This window comes from Nostoc sp. (assembly GCF_036917515.1).
Lineage (GTDB): Bacteria > Cyanobacteriota > Cyanobacteriia > Cyanobacteriales > Nostocaceae > Nostoc.
Window position 1 is genome coordinate 1 of sequence record NZ_JBALDE010000085.1, and the last position, 15,944, is coordinate 15,944.

14 protein-coding genes and 1 CRISPR repeat array are annotated in these 15,944 nt (G+C 39.0%); of the genes, 11 read left to right on the forward strand and 3 right to left on the reverse strand.

All coding sequences use genetic code 11. The features are described 5' to 3' along the window. Positions 1-59: 59 nt before the first annotated feature. Positions 60-677: a CRISPR direct-repeat array (repeat unit 35 nt; unit sequence GTTTTCAATTCATTACCCCTCACGGGGATGGAAAC). Positions 678-765: 88 nt separating this feature from the next. Together V7K89_RS10415 and V7K89_RS10420 are read right to left on the reverse strand one after the other, a co-directional pair. Further along, entirely contained in the window at positions 766-1,620 is an 855-nt protein-coding gene (locus tag V7K89_RS10415) for a hypothetical protein (RefSeq protein WP_335186829.1), read from the reverse strand. Between the two features lie 125 nt (positions 1,621-1,745). Then, complete coding sequence (locus tag V7K89_RS10420; protein ID WP_335186830.1) at positions 1,746-3,287, reverse strand: TIGR03985 family CRISPR-associated protein; 1,542 nt, start codon at positions 3,285-3,287, stop codon at positions 1,746-1,748. A gap of 281 nt (positions 3,288-3,568) precedes the next feature. Between V7K89_RS10420 and crn3 the strand changes: the two genes are divergently transcribed. From crn3 to V7K89_RS35830, 11 genes are all read left to right on the forward strand, one after another. Further along, positions 3,569-3,871: a CRISPR-associated ring nuclease Crn3/Csx3 gene (crn3, locus tag V7K89_RS10425; RefSeq protein ID WP_335186832.1), complete on the forward strand. Its 303-nt coding sequence runs from the start codon at positions 3,569-3,571 to the stop codon at positions 3,869-3,871. 9 nt (positions 3,872-3,880) lie between these two features. Then, the gene (locus V7K89_RS10430) at positions 3,881-4,522 is read left to right on the forward strand and encodes a CRISPR-associated protein Csx3 (protein WP_335186834.1); all 642 of its coding nucleotides are present in this window, start codon (positions 3,881-3,883) and stop codon (positions 4,520-4,522) included. Between the two features lie 59 nt (positions 4,523-4,581). Further along, the gene (cas10, locus tag V7K89_RS10435; RefSeq protein WP_335186836.1) at positions 4,582-6,996 is read left to right on the forward strand and encodes a type III-A CRISPR-associated protein Cas10/Csm1; all 2,415 of its coding nucleotides are present in this window, start codon (positions 4,582-4,584) and stop codon (positions 6,994-6,996) included. A gap of 4 nt (positions 6,997-7,000) precedes the next feature. Beyond that, positions 7,001-7,585, forward strand: a complete 585-nt coding sequence (gene csm2 / locus V7K89_RS10440) for a type III-A CRISPR-associated protein Csm2 (RefSeq protein WP_335186838.1) — start codon at positions 7,001-7,003, stop codon at positions 7,583-7,585. Between the two features lie 2 nt (positions 7,586-7,587). Further along, positions 7,588-8,625, forward strand: coding sequence for a type III-A CRISPR-associated RAMP protein Csm3 (csm3, locus tag V7K89_RS10445; protein WP_335186840.1), 1,038 nt, complete (start codon positions 7,588-7,590; stop codon positions 8,623-8,625). 2 nt (positions 8,626-8,627) lie between these two features. Then, complete coding sequence (gene csm4 / locus V7K89_RS10450) at positions 8,628-9,758, forward strand: type III-A CRISPR-associated RAMP protein Csm4 (RefSeq protein ID WP_335186842.1); 1,131 nt, start codon at positions 8,628-8,630, stop codon at positions 9,756-9,758. A 1-nt stretch (position 9,759) separates the two neighbouring features. Then, positions 9,760-11,040 (forward strand): type III-A CRISPR-associated RAMP protein Csm5, encoded by a 1,281-nt coding sequence (gene csm5 / locus V7K89_RS10455; protein WP_335186844.1) that lies wholly within the window; start codon positions 9,760-9,762, stop codon positions 11,038-11,040. A gap of 3 nt (positions 11,041-11,043) precedes the next feature. Beyond that, positions 11,044-11,802: a CRISPR system precrRNA processing endoribonuclease RAMP protein Cas6 gene (gene cas6, locus V7K89_RS10460; protein ID WP_335186846.1), complete on the forward strand. Its 759-nt coding sequence runs from the start codon at positions 11,044-11,046 to the stop codon at positions 11,800-11,802. Positions 11,803-11,823: 21 nt separating this feature from the next. Beyond that, the gene (locus V7K89_RS10465; protein ID WP_335186848.1) at positions 11,824-12,975 is read left to right on the forward strand and encodes a putative CRISPR-associated protein; all 1,152 of its coding nucleotides are present in this window, start codon (positions 11,824-11,826) and stop codon (positions 12,973-12,975) included. Positions 12,976-13,021: 46 nt separating this feature from the next. Beyond that, positions 13,022-13,522, forward strand: a complete 501-nt coding sequence (locus V7K89_RS10470) for a hypothetical protein (RefSeq protein ID WP_335186850.1) — start codon at positions 13,022-13,024, stop codon at positions 13,520-13,522. A 540-nt stretch (positions 13,523-14,062) separates the two neighbouring features. Further along, a complete protein-coding gene (locus tag V7K89_RS35830) occupies positions 14,063-14,335 on the forward strand; it encodes a hypothetical protein (RefSeq protein ID WP_442941633.1) in 273 nt (90 codons plus the stop codon). Between the two features lie 319 nt (positions 14,336-14,654). Here the strand turns inward: V7K89_RS35830 and V7K89_RS10475 are convergent, their stop codons facing one another. Continuing rightward, entirely contained in the window at positions 14,655-15,515 is an 861-nt protein-coding gene (locus V7K89_RS10475) for a WYL domain-containing protein (RefSeq protein ID WP_335186852.1), read from the reverse strand. Positions 15,516-15,944 lie beyond the last annotated feature (429 nt).

The window sequence follows — 15,944 nt, forward strand, 5'->3', positions numbered from 1 at the left end:
ACCCCGAAAGGGGATGGAAACAGTCTATTAAAAAGAGGCACTATTGTTCTGTTGTAGAAGTTTTCAATTCATTACCCCGAAAGGGGATGGAAACTGGAGCAGAAACGCTCTTCTCCGCGTATAAACGCTTGTTTTCAATTCATTACCCCGAAAGGGGATGGAAACTTTGCCTTATCAAGTTCACTAGAGACTTTCTTAATAGTTTTCAATTCATTACCCCTCACGGGGATGGAAACATTAGGCCAGCTATGATTATGCAAGTTGTAATTATGAGTTTTCAATTCATTACCCCTCACGGGGATGGAAACATGTCAGCTGCTCTATCGCAACATCTAATTAGATTGTCGCAAAAGTTTTCAATTCATTACCCCTCACGGGGATGGAAACAACATCGAATTCTTCTTCAGTTTTCACATGAAATACATGTTTTCAATTCATTACCCCGAAAGGGGATGGAAACCATTCTGTAAACGAGCATTTTGCAGCGAAACATCTTGTTTTCAATTCATTACCCCTCACGGGGATGGAAACTGTTGCACTGGCTTACCATAAAGGTAAGCAGACAACATGGTTTTCAATTCATTACCCCTCACGGGGATGGAAACAATTATCTTCCCGTCTTTTAATAATCTGGCTAAAACAGTTTTCAATTCATTACCCCGAAAGGGGATGGAAACGATTTCCCAACCGATAACTTTGAACGAAAAAACGCAGCCCTGCTATTCAAGGACTGCGCTACATAATTCTGCTAATAAACTGCTGTATCTAATTACCGTTACCGTGGATAATCGGAGCAACATCAATACCTACAGGTTTGATTTCACCAACTGGCAAAGGATTTCCTTGCCAGTCGCGTTGTGCATCCATATACTGCATCCGTCGCTTTGGTGAGACACAAGACATAGCTAGCGCCATAGTCATCATCTTGGTTCCGCCAGTGATGTCAGCAACTAAAGCCTCGTCTTTGTAATCTGATTTGTGGAAAATTTGATTTCCGATCTCCCAAAGCCTTTTATAATTCCAATCCTCCACACAATAACCTTGAGTGTGGACTTCTAGACGTTGCCCATATTCAAAACTTAAATACTGTGACAAAATTTTGGCAGTAATCTCAGAGCCTTTAACAAAATCGTAGCTTTTACTGCTAATTAACCAAACATCACGTAAGTTACCTTCCTTAACATGGTACTCTACAGCTTTGATCTGTGGTACAAGATTGGAGTTGAATAAATCGATACTTTGAAAGTCTGCAAGTTGCAAGTTCTCAACAGGTGTATTAATAATATGTTGTACTAGTGGTTTTAGCCGTTTTTCATCTTTCAAAGACTCTAGGCGAGGTGAGTAAGGACTAAGCAAAAGAATCAATCCTTTGGCTCCTTTGGCAGGTTCTTTACTCTTGAAAGATAACCCTAATTGTTGAGATAGCTTTTTGGCTCTTTGGCGGTCTAACCAAAACCAATAAATAAACAAAATGGCTACTCCTAAAAACCCAAGAGGATCGCCACCAGAGAGTAGATTGATAATAACCCCAACTACAGCAAATCCTAAAAAATCTACTGGAGAATGGGGTGAAAATATGTTTTCTAACTGAGGAGAGTTGTTATTTTTAGGTACAAGCATTTTCATTAGGGTGAACAAATATAAGTGAAAATATCGTTGACTACAAGCAATAACGAGTGATTATTTATGGTGTTCAAAGGACTGTAGAAATGAGAAAAGCTCATCTTAACTTATATGCAGCGTAGTCAGCCCAATAACGCTTGATAATTGTGGAATTCTTGTTCTGCCTCTGCTCTCATTTGGTAACGAATAGATAAAGGGGCAATAACTTCACCATTTGACCGCCATTCTCGCAAACGCATAATCACATTGATATCACCAGCACGTATCCAGGCAATGTAATAAGCATCATCTGTTGGGCATTGACTGACAATTTTTAATAACTGCTCACGCTCCTGCTCATCTGGAATATTCTTAATAATCAACTGTGGTAATTGGTCATATAAAACTGCACGAAAAGTTGGATGTCTTGTGGTGTTATCTACATACCATTTGGCAAAATCTACCGGAAAACGGAGAATAAGCAATTCTCTTTTGAGATAAAAATTGAAACCCCAAGCAGCTTTCAATTCGTCAGCAATATATTCTGGTGTCGGCAAACTTCCTGTATGCCACATCTGTTTCAATTCTTGAGGAACAAGGGGGTCGCCCCAAGCCAGCACTTTTAGGCGATCAGCTACGCTGGGCAAAACGCGATCGCCAGCAATGCGATCTAAGCGATAATTGTGCCATGCTATATTCCCATTGGGATCTATGCCGTAAGCACTGAGATATTTAGCACGACGCACGTAATGCAAGCATACTGGGTAAACAGTAATTTTTACTTTACTTTCTGTCGCTGCAATCCAATATTCAAATTGCACTACTCCACCTGGGGGTTTGTGCCAAAGCTGTTCTATCTGTTCTTGGTAATTGTCTACACAGTCTTGCATCCGTGGAGAAAGAATGTAGTCCAGATGTAGAAATATCCTCTGCTGTGGATCTTGCTGATGTAGTATTCCAGATGAGGAACTATCTGCTATTTGCTCCCATAACTTTTCTATAATTGAGGACAAGTTTGGCTGTACAAAGGTGATTGATTCCAAGACTCGCAGCAGTTCCCAAGTTTGTTGTTCACAAAGGTGAGACAAACTAGGTAGGGTCTTTAGCTTTGGTAAGCTAGAGTCAGCCTCTAATTGAGTTGGCAGTTTAGGCAGTTCTTCTATTGCCAAATACTGATATTTTCCTTGTCCAGCCGGATGTAACCACCCTAGCAGGATTAACTGCTTGAGGTCATCGCGGATGGAACGATGGACGGTAGCAAAGGGACGTTCTTGCAGTACCTTTTGTAGTTCCTCTTTATTTATCCCAGTCAGCGAGATAATTTGCTCAAGCCATTGAGCTTCATTTTGCTGGAAGTTCTGCTCAAATACAATTTCTGTGAAAGTCTGATGACAAATACAACTGTGATCGCCCTTGCCGTTGACGTAGCCATCGCTACACTGCATTATAATTTCTTGAGCATTTAACCTATCGCTTTTGGGGTGACGATAGGCAAATAAGCGATCGCGCAGCTGTGAGTATGTGAAAACTCTAGGAATTTTAGCCGCCCAGTCTGTATTACTGCTATAAAATTTGTTGATCAGCACCAATAATCGCAGTGATCGCACCAGCCGATTAGCAAGTTGTCCTCCTGCTAACCATTGCAAAATTTGGGGAGTCGGTGGTAAAGAAAATTCTTGAGTCAAATTTATAACCTATCTTTTCAATTAAGCAATAAAAACAGTTTGAAATTTCTCCAGAAATAACAGTGTTTAATGATACTTAACAAATTGCGCTTAGATATGTATAAAAAGGTATTAAACTGTAAAAAATTGTGCAAATCAATTGTTTCATGGGTTAATCTGTGGAAACTTAGCTTTTTTATCAATCCTATTTGCAAACATAACAAATTTAGTGGAAGAGGGGTCTTCTACTAAGAATGGTATAATGACAGAGAAATAAAAAATACTACAAATTTCAGGAGGGCATGATTACACCTCTGCGCTTATACTTAAGTGAATCGCTGGTTGTACAAAACTTGAACTACCAAGTGTTATCAGTTGAATTGACAAGCAGCGATCGCCTGATAGAACCACAAGATATCAAAAACCTAGAACTGCCCTTTGGTATCGATACTACAGGTGGTGTGGTAATTTCAGGTCGCGCACCGATGTGGCTTTATTCTTACCTCACTCATGCTTTACATCCTACTGCTTGGGTAGCTTGCTATGACCCTCGCCTGGGAGCAGTTGTATCCGCAACAAACTCACGTCAAGTCTGCATTGGTTAAGTAATTCCTGTGAGTCCAACAAATGGACGACAAAATTATGGGCTTGCTCAGGAAAAGAAAAATGTTGAGATAGGGTTATGTCCGGCGTTGATGATAGTAGGACCACCAGATAGTGGTAAAAGTGTACTATCTCATGCTTTGTTTCAAGCGCTATTATCTGACCATCCTGATATTTACTTGCAACGCGCTCACTGGGATGGAGAAGGTAACTATGTTTTGGAATTAAATAGCCAAACGACAGATGAGGAAATAGAAGGTTTCAAACTACGCAATAAAGGTGCATTAACAGAACGGTTTTTTCCCTATCATGCTCAAGCAATACTACAACTGCGACGGCAGAAGTCTTTGGTAATTGTGGATGTTGGTGGCATGGTACAGCCGGAAAAATTGCCAATTTTAGAAGCTTGTACCCACTACTTAATTATTAGTTCTAAACCAGAAGCGGTAGGTGCATGGCATGAATTTTGTCGAGATAGAGGGAATTTAATCCCTGTAGCAGTAATTCATAGTAGTTTGGCAGAAATAGAAGAAGTGCATCAAGTACAACCGTACTTAGAAATTACCAATGGTACTTGGGTACGGGGTCGAGTGCAAAAGATTCCAGAAATTTTACTTAAACAAGTAAAAACAATTTTTACATCTAATCAATAATTATTTTTCTTGTATTAGCCAAATTACTTTGATATAACTGTCTCTAAACATTTTTCATCATGATAAGTTCGCCAAACCCCTCACACCAAGAAGCATTAAAGGTTATCCAGCAAGCCGTTTGGGACTTAGCAAGTTGGGCTGGATTGAAGTTTGATAAATTTACTAGACCCAATGATTCAGCCGCGATTGGAAAAGTTAAAGAATATTTGAAATCGTCTGCTGACGGCGAACCAAAAGCTTTACGGGTACTGTTCGATTCTGTAAAATTAACCCACAGGAAAAACAACGATCACTTTTGGCAACCGCGTGAGATCGCTAATTCTGACCCCATAATTCCCTATCCTCAAACGCAAGAACCACAAGACATAGAGGATTTAAAAAAGAAAATCGACTCAAAAATAAGTTTTCTCAAAGATAACCAGGAAGACTGGAATAACCTCTCCTTGTTAACGCTGATTCTGGAAAAATTTGGCTCATTTATTAGCTATGGTGAGTCGGATAAATCGGATGTTGCGCTGGTAGACAAGGCAAAAACAACAGCTGCGGTTGCGGCTGCAATAGTAAATGCACCTGATCCAAAAACAGCCAAACTTAGTATCGTCGCTGGGGACTTGTCGGGAATTCAAAACTTTATTTACACTATATCTTCTGACGGTGCGCTCAAATCATTACGGGCACGCAGCTTTTATCTAGAACTAGTAACTGAAGAAGTTGTAGCACAACTACTAACGCATTTAAACCTTCCCCGCACCAATGTTATATATGCAGGTGGTGGCAACATATATATACTAGCTCCAGGTAATAAGGAGACAGAAAAGACTGTAAAACAAGTTCGGTTACAGTTTAACCAATGGTTATTGAAGAAATTTCAAGGGAAAATTTATCTTGCTCTCGATAGTTCAGAGGAATTTCCTGTTGCAGATATAGGCAATGATAAATTTAGCGAACATTGGTCGGAGGCTACAAAAAAACTTGCTGCTTATAAAGCGCGTAAATTTGGCGATCGCATTGATGATCTTGTCGCGTTAACTAAACCATATTACGCCCATACTCCTTGCAAAGTCTGCCATCGTGATGACGAAGAAAAGCTAGAACTGTTAAAAAAAGATGAACCGGGTTCAGCGATGGCTTGTAGTACCTGTCGTACTATGTTTGGGTTGGGAGGGAAGCTATTTCGTGTTGATGCTATTGTGCGATCGCAACCGCAAAAGGTGATAGGTAAGCAGGAAGATGAGGAAGATAAGCTTTGGTTTCAACTACCTGCAAGCGATGGACTAAATGACATCAATGTTTGTTACCAACTATTCAGTTATTGGAAGCAAGTAGACTCTAATGCTGACAACGTTTTATTAGTTAACGATTGGGATTTAGAGCATTACAAATTCCGCAGTTTTCGTAATTGTGCGCCAATTCTCCTTGGTAATTATGGTAAAAAAGTGAAAGAAAACAATCGTTTTATGCGTGCTGAAGAGATGGCTGAACTTTCTCAAGGTATCAAACGAGTCGGTTATTTACGAATGGATGTTGATAGATTAGGGCAAATATTTGCTAAGGGTTTGGATAAAAATCAAACCTTACCAAGATTAGCTGGATTATCGCGGCAGATGAGCTATTTTTTTAAAGTATATCTCAACAGCCTAGCTGCCAATCGTGGAAATAATATTCCTAAATATATTAAACAATTACCTAACAGCAGTAACTCTCTGAACAATAATCACACAGACAAAAAATCATCTGAAGTTCAGGGGAAAAATATACTTTTTATCTACGCTGGAGGAGATGATTTATTTGTTAGTGGTGCTTGGAATGAAATTGTTAATTTTTCCTTAGATATTTACCAATGCTTTCGTGCCTATACAGGGAATCATCCAGATATTACACTTTCAGCAGGTGTGAGTATTGCTGATGCTAAATTTCCCCTTTATCAAGCAGCTGAAGAATCAGGAGATGCAGAAGGTAAAGCGAAAAACAACGGACGCGATAGTTTAGGGTTATTCAACCAAGTATTTAAATGGGATGAATGGTTGGGGATTGAAAGACAAAATTATTTAGATGAAAATGATGAAGTAGAAAAGAAGAATCTTAAGCATTTAGATAAAAATGATGAAGTACAAGAAAAGATTATTCGATACCTTGAAGAAGAAGAAAACCCAGCTATTTGGGGTATATTGCCTTTTGTTGAGAGATTAGAAAGTCAAAATATTGGAAAAGACTTCTCACGTAACTTTGTCCGTAATCTCTTGATTACAGCACAGATTCAAGAGCAAGCTTTGAAGAAAATTGAAGACAAAAAATCAAATGATGCAATAGAAACACGTTATTATTTACATCTTCCCAAAATAGCCTATACTTTAGCAAGATTGCCGCAAAATATCTTAGAAAATGATGAATTTCGCACTTCCTTGAAAAATCCATATAACGCTCCTTACTTTCGAGCGATCGCAACTTGGATTGAACTACTAAATCGTACCTAATAATATGACAAACCAACCCAACCGACCAAAACTATCTAATTCGTCTAATATGCCATTGCAGTCCAATAATTATGCTAGTAATCATCAACCAAATACCTCCAAATCAGCAGCTTTCAATCCAAATATTGAGAAGGAGATGAAAGATACAATCAGCAGCAATGAGTTGCTATCGCTCAAAGAATATTCAATTAAAAAATTGGTGGAACAAGCTAAATATTTTGGTTACTACTTGAAAGACAATAAATTAGAAACAAACCAAATTCGCAAATTTTTAGATGCAATCAATCAACTCAAATCAAGACTTGCTCAAGAAGATAATGATGAAATTAAGAAAGCTAAAGATGAAAAAGAAAAAGAAAAACTTCGATTTGCCAGAATTCAGGATGATATTATTTTTCTACAAGTAAAGCTTACATGGTCAGCAGCGCGTCAAAAAGCTGCTCAACCCTTTTGTAATGTTATGTCAGAAGCAATTAACAAAGTACATAGTACGGAAGATTTTTCTCGTTTAGTGCAACTGATTGAAGCCATTATTGCTTATCACAAGGAAGCAGAAAATAATAAGACGACAACACACAATAGGGGATAATCATGCCTGCATCATTAGAACAAAAAGCCTTACTTGGTAAATTTACACTTAAAAGCCAAATTGAAGTCAAAACTGGATTGCATATTGGTGGAGGTGGTGAAAATCTTGATATCGGTGGACTTGATAAACCAGTTATCCGCGACCCTTTAACGCAGTATCCCTATCTTCCTGGTTCTTCTATTAAAGGTAAGTTACGTGCGATTACAGAAAGGTTAATAAATAAACCTCTCAATCGTCCCAGTGGTAGTAATACTTATCGCTATGAAAGTGATGACTTAGCAGATGGATTTACTGAAGTTGATGGACTTTTAATTCGTTATGAAGGTGCGTCCACTTGTTTCGTTTCTCGATTATTTGGTTCCACGGGAGGTAACAATTGTTGGATAGATACAGATACAGTTGCATCTCAAGGATTGGAGCGCGTGCAAAATACTCAACGCCAATACATTGCTTGGGTTAATAATAGTCGCACAGGTAGGTTTGTTGAAAATGCTAACAGTCAATTAAACGCAGGGGAAACAGTCAGGGAATACATCAAAGTCAAAGGGCGCAACTGCCCAGCACGCTTAATTGTCCGTGACTCCCATTTATCACCCCAATCAGCCGAACAACTCAAAAAAGTAGATACAGGTCTATTTATGACCGAATGGAAATTTGAAAACGGTATTGATCGCGTCACCGCAGCTGCTAATCCTCGGCAATTTGAACGCGTCCCCGCAGGTTCAATATTCGAGTTTGAGCTTGTTTACACCGTCGAAGACTCCAAACAAGCCATTGAAGATTTAAAAAATATTGCGATCGCCCTAGCAATTCTGGAAGACGATGCTTTAGGAGGTCACGGTTCTAGAGGTTACGGCAAAGTTGAATTTAAGCAATTCAATTTCTTTTACCGCGATTTGGAGTATTACCGTCGAATTACCACAACTCCTAGCAGTGTTTCAGATATAGAAGAAATTCCATCTGCTAATAATATCCAAGAACTATTAGATAACTTTACCGGATTAAGCCAAAACATAGAACGACGATTACCAGGGAGCTAAATATGGGTAAATGGCAACTTGTCAAACTTAACTTCGGACGCTCAAGCGTCCATTTCGGGGAGTTGGGTATTGGTATGGAAGAATCAAAAGAACGAGTACGTTCAGATACTTTATTTAGTGCGTGGGTGAGTAATTACGCGCGGTTGTTTGGGAAAAAACCAGTTGAAGAATTATTGGCAAAGTTTCTTCAACCCAACCCCCCGATGCGAATAAGTTCAACCTTTATCTACCGCGAATGCAAAAATAATACCAAAAATAGCACTATTTTTTACCTTCCCCGCCCCCTGAAATTTCCAACTAATTACCCGCATGGTGGGGATTTGGATAGTAAAAAAGATGATTTAGCGTTCTTTAAAACCTATAAATCCCTTAACTATTTACCTCTCGATATTTGGCATCGGTGGTATCAGGGAGAAGGGTTTACTCAAGAAGATGCTAAAGAGTTGACTGATAAAACTAAAGGTAATGCTAAAGGCAAACTCAAAGAAGCAGGTACGTTTGATTATAAAGAAGCATTCAAAAATCACAAATTACCTAAAGTTGCCATAGATAGAACAACTAGTGCCACCAATTTTTACCATACGGAATACGTTCAATTTAATTGGGAGCAAAATGGTAGCGGTGTGAAAAGTCTATCAGGGCTGTATTTTCTAGTGTATTCTGAAGACGCTAACCAGCATATCGAAGAATTAGAAGCAGCACTGAACTTGCTCGGAGAACAAGGAATTGGGGGAGAGCGTTCAAGCGGTGCAGGACTATTCCAAGCCAAATGGTTGGATTTAAAAGATGCTTCTCCTCTTTGGGAAAATGTTGTTAAACCTTTAGATGATAAAGCTTATCAATGCCTGATTAGCTTATTTTGGGATGATGATAAATCTAACCTTGAACGATTAATTGAAGATAAAAAAGATAACTTAGATAACTCTCAAAGCAGCTACGAAATCCAAGAACGAGGTGGATGGTATTCGGATGGAAATATTCGCCGCCAGATGATAAGAATGTTTGCAGAAGGTTCGGTTTTTCCTATTGAACCGCAGGGAAAATTAGCTGATATAACCCCCAGTGAATTTAAAGCACACAAAATATATCGTAGCGGTATCGCATTAAGTCTTCCTATTAAAGTACAAATCTAAAATGCTTCCCTCTATTGCCCTTAAAAAACCAGAAGTTTATGAGTCAAAAAAGATACAGCTAACTAGTCCTATCTTGCATATTGGTTCGTCTGTATCTAGGTTAAATCCCTTTGAATACGTACAAACATCGAAAAAAGTTTACCTTCCTAACCAAGAAGCCCTTGCAAAAGCCTTGCACAAGAAAGGTGGTAGATATCTCAATGACTATATCCAAGCAATTAGCGATCGCCAAGATATCAGCAACCTACTCAAAGACGCCTTTGGGGAACAGTGGTGGAGTACAACCGATGCAAACGGAGAGTTGATTTTCCCAAAAAATGCCATTAGCCAAAAGCTGACAGAGGATCGCATCACCGATTTGCGTCCGATGATTCGCAACGGTATGGGACAGCTATATATCCCCGGTTCGTCGATTAAAGGGGCGATAAGAACTGCGATCGCATATTACTTGCTCAAACATGGCGATCGTTACAACGTACCTAAAAATCAAAAAGTTAGCGAAATCGAGAAAAAATTACGCACCAGATTAGGAGAACTCGGTAATAAACACAAGCAAAAATCTGCCGACGATGACCTTTTTATGGATACTCTATTCTCAGAATACACTCTTATGTATCAAGAGAAAAGGTATAACAGTAGCAGTCAAAATACTGATTTTTTCAGAGCATTGAGTATCAGCGATTGCGAACCTCTAATCGAAGGTAAATTTACTCCTATAAAAGGACAATCAATTCCTATTAACCTACCTATAGTAGCTGAAGTCATAGTATCTAGTCACTTTGCTGATTATCTAGCAAAATATAGAGCATCTCTTTATGTTGAAATGGTACGAAATATCCAGACAAAATTTACCCTAACACTCGATACAGAAATGCTCTCCTGGTTTCAACACAAACAAGGAATGAGATTACCATTTCACAATCTAGATGAACTTATCCAAATTTGCCAGGAGTTTAGCCAAGAACAATGGGATTATGAACATGATTACTGGAACGATATCGAAAATAACCCTCGTGCAGCAGCAAAGAACTTAGATTTTAATTCTATTCGCCAATTTTATGAACCCGAAAAATGTCCCTATACTATGCGATTAGGTTGGGGTAGTGGGACGACAGGAACAACGGTAGGTTTATTATTTAATGATGAATTGCGAGCAGATATCCGTGACACTTGCGGGTTAAAAGCACCGCAGTTTGAAGCACCAAAATCTCGACGTAGTGTAGTAAATCCTAATGGTGAAATTAAGTTTGTACCAGGATGGGTAAAATTTAAAAATCTATAAGTTATGCTAATTCATTCAACTTGGACATTAAGTGTATCTGAGCCAACAATTTTACCACGTTCTTATAATTTAGAACTTGTTAAACTGCTACACCATAAAATAGGATTAGAGCTAGGTAGTGAAGTAATACCCTCAATATCATTTTCAGGAATCTGCGGATTACATACAACTTCATACGATTTTTTTACTTTTCAACCCCAAGAGTTTTACCAACTATCGCTATGCGGCTTAAAAGAATCATCTAGTAAAGCCTTATCTTTGTTAAATCTAAACGAATCGCTAGAATTTCTCGGTGCTAAATTCAATATCATTAACCGCGATGATAAAATTACAAGTTATGAAAAACTCTATACCAATTTAGTAGCAAACGAGCCTGAACCAATAAGACAGTTTAAATTTAAATTTATTACACCTACAGCTTTCGCTCAAGGCGGTCTTACCTTACCTATTCCAATACCAACATTAATGTTTCGTAGTTGGTTAGAACGCTGGAATAATTTTGCCCCTGTTTATTTAGGCAATGATGAATTAATTGCTTATTTAAGTCATGCAATTTTCCTTAAACATCACAATATTAAAACTCGAAGTTGGCAATTACAAAGAGGTTACGTTAATGGTTTTGTCGGTGATGTAACACTACAAATTTTTAATCGTGCTGATCCTTTATTAGCAAATGTGGCGAATTTATTAGTCCAGTATGCTCTATTTGCAGGGACAGGAATTAAGACACGCTTGGGGATGGGACAGACTCAAAGTATTTAAGCAAATAATTTATACAAAAAAATGTTAGGAGATTTTAATATAGTGAAGACAATTATATGTTCTGTGGGAACCAGTGCTGCAAGAAATTTAAGAGTTAAACCAGCAGATTTAACTAATTGGGTTAATCGGCAAAAAGTTAAGGATGAAATAAGTATCGAGTATGCAGCAGAACAAGTATTTAATACTTTTCGTGATATCTCCCCGGAAGGAGAAAACTTAAAAAATAAATTATCTGCTGAAATTCACTCTCTTGTTAGAATTAGCATTACTAGTAAAGACAAAATAATTTTACTAGCATCAAGTACAAATGATGGATATTGCTGCGCTCTTGCAGTTGAGAAATATCTAAACTATTACTGGAATGGTATATATGTCAAAACTGAAAAAGTGTCAGGACTTCAAGTTAACAATGCTGAACTTTTCCGAACAAAAGGTGTTGTTGAATTTGTCAGCCTGATTCTCAGAGAAGTTGATAAATATGATGTGAATAACATTATTCTAAATCCAACCGGAGGATTTAAAGCATTAGTTCCTTACACAGTTTTACTCGGTATGTTGAAAGGAATTAAGTGTGATTATATATTTGAGCAGTCAACTACATTACTTGAATTACCACCGCTTCCTGTAGAATTTAAGCGATCGCAATTTGAAGCCTATAAAAATTTATTTGAAAAAATTGAGCGCGAAACAACAATTTCTACAGCAGAATGGGAACAGAGAGTTCCTTATGCAGAAAGAAAAATGCTTGAACCACTAGTTGAATCCTCGGACGCGCAGGTAACTCTTTCTGCTGTAGGTTTTTTGTTCCTTGATGAGATGCGTAGTCCTTCAGTTTTAGTTCCTTTTCTATCCCAAAAAGCCATTAAAGATTGTTTTGATAACTTAGCACAATTAGATGACTGCAATCCTTTCCGTTATTTATTACAAGTTGCCACTTCTAGAGAACCTCTTGAGATAGCAACACATATTAATGTCGGAAATGGGTTGTACTGGCTTAAACCTGGTAGAACGACTGACCGCTATTTAGTATCAGTGGAAGATTGGCGTATGTTGGTTTGGAGAGCAATCCGCGAAGACCAAGAAGGTTCCAATTATGCCAATACAGTTAAGGTTAACCCTAATACGGAACGCCAAAGATATTCTCCCTTCATGCGTATGGATTTTGTAAACTAATTTACGAGCATCATCTTTGCAAGACAATTAATAAATATCAACTCTCATGCTCAAAATCCTTCTCGTCACCGTTGGCGGTTCCTTCCAACCCATCATCACCGCCATCCGCAGCTTACAACCCAATCGCGTCATATTCATCGCCTCAAATGGTGAAAAAGGTAGCAAGTCGCAAGTTATCGGCGAAGGAACCCCTTGTGAAGTGCGTCGGGGTGTAGAAGTTATCGAAAGATTACCTAATATTCCCACACAGGTAGGGTTGGGCGATCGCTTTCAAAAAGAACGAGATTTAATTCTGGTACAAAACCCAGACGACTTAGGCGAATGCTATCTCAAGATTCACACTTTCATCCGTGATTTGCAGGTAGATCCAAGTCATAAAATTATGGCTGATTATACTGGGGGGACAAAAACTTTATCGGCAGCCTTAGTATTAGCAGCAGTTGATTGTGCAATTGCTCTGTATATTACTATTGCTGCAAGAGATAACTTGGTGAAGGTAGAGCGAGGAGAGGTAACGCAAAGAGTAGATACAAGTTTTCGCTCTTGATGAAGCGCATAAATGGGAAAGCGATGTCTGCAACAAGACGAAGCGTCTACGCACTGATAAAATTGCTTCTACTTGGGTAACAATTCTAGCCTGTCGGGAAATGGGCGAATCACTGGGAGCGATCGCATCGGAAGAGTACGGTGTTACAGATTGAATTCTAGAAACACCTCGACAATAATAGATACACGTCTTATGATTAGATAATCAGCTTGATGTTTGGCAAGTCGAAGCGAGGGCTAAAACCCTGGGGGATCTGCCAAAATCGCCAGAACCTTGACAATTAAATAGTTACAGCGTTTCACTAATTCGGGAAGTTAGAAATTACTTGCAATAAGAGCGGCTGAAAATGACCTTTTTTTTTGATCCGCCAAAAACCTTCCCAGGAAGCTTGCTCTGATTAAGTTTCAGCACCGAGCGGTTTCCACAAACCAAATCCCCTCACGGGGACTGAAACATTCAAGCTAAAGCTTAAATGCAGCAGGTTTAAGCTAGGTTTCCACAAACCAAATCCCCTCACGGGGACTGAAACACTTGATTTGAATGAAACCAGACACGCTTAACGGAGTTTCCACAAACCAAATCCCCTCACGGGGACTGAAACTTTTAGCAAGAATTGCAACTTTAAACAATGGATCAGTTTCCACAAACCAAATCCCCTCACGGGGACTGAAACCTTTTATTGATATTTTAGATGAGTTACCTCAAAGTTTCCACAAACCAAATCCCCTCACGGGGACTGAAACCCTCCTAATGCTCTGCACGCTTCTGGTGAAGGAACTGTTTCCACAAACCAAATCCCCTCACGGGGATTGAAACATTCTAATATGGAAATTTTAGAATTTTTTACATCATTTGAGAGTTTCCACAAACCAAATCCCCTCGCGGGGACTGAAACAGTTCATTTGGGAAATTGATTTGGGCGACTTTGACCTGTTTCCACAAACTAAATCCCCTTGCGGGGACTGAAACTTCAACATCAACAATTCAGGCGGACTGTTTACCCAGTTTCCACAAACTAAATCCCCTTGCGGGGACTAAAACACACTTTTTAAATCTCCAAGGCGTTACGCATTCGTTGGTTTCCACTAACCACTAACCAAGGTCAGTAAAAACTTAAACAACGTTCGTACTTTTATTCAGCAGAGTAGTTTTCATAAGCTTTTCTATGAACATTTTTAACTTGTTGAGCTATCCAAGGCGGATCTAAAACAGTGGCACTGGCACCATATTGTAATATTCGTTGATGAAACCAAAATACATAGTCTTCCTGAGTCAAAATATCAACATAGGCTGTGTTCTCTGGTGAGGAGATGATTTTTTCATGAGATCGGCGGGGTTTGTAGGTGGCTAAAGCGCTTTTCAGCCGATAGGTAATATCTATAGTCGGAAATTTAGTATGAGTCCAAGGTATATAAGAGGCTGCACCAACTCGGATAATGCGATCTACTCTAAAAGCAGAGTTCTGTTCAACATTGGGTCTAGTTGGAATATTCCAGCTATGCCAATCGGGAACTAAAGCAAATAAATATAGTGAACCATTGTGTAATCTTAGTTCTGATTTATCTAAATCCCAGTTTCTTTTTTCTCCGTTAGTGTTGCGGTACCAAATCACGAAACGACGTTTTTGTTGTAAGCGTTGTTGCAACTGGCGCAAAATCTCATCTAAATTGTCTTCGCTATAATCAGCTGGTGGATGGAAGTCTACTGCAATATTAGGGATAGTAGTTTGGCTTAAGTTATCAATCCGGTAAATTTGGCTGGCCTGAGCAGAAAAACCCATGTCTGCAAGCAATTCAGCCGCCATTGCTAAAGCTTGCCGCTGTTCTGCTGACAGAATAATCGGAAATACTGATTCTACTAACTCATAAGGACGATTAGGAGCGCCTTTAATTTCAAATCCACAATCCCTGAGTCTAGTAATTGTACGTGCGATTTTCTGGGCTAAGTCTCCCGAAGCAAAACCGCGATCGCCTAATGCAATGATTCCCCGCAAGGGGACTGAAACGCTGGAAGGTCTAACGACTAGTGGGTGAATAGCCAGGTTTCCAAAACCTATTACCCCGCAAGGGGACTGAAACAACCTTTCTCTTACTTTTTTCCGAAGGTCAGAGATGAGTTTCCAAGTTTTCAAAACCTATTACCCCACAAGGGGACTGAAACATGAGTGCTGATGCTCTGCTGAAGTGGAAATCTCAGGTTTCCAAAGCCTATAGCGGTTCTCGCTTGAGTGAAATACAGAATGTGGGAGGATGAACAAAGTCAACAGCAAAGTGCATCTCAAATGAAAGCATACTCCATTGACCTGCGCCAAAAAATAATTGATGCGTACAATATAGCAGTTCCTGCTTGAGTGCAATACAGTATGGGATGATGGAGTATATCAACGTCTAAGTGCCTGTAGAATGAAACCTTACTCCTGTGA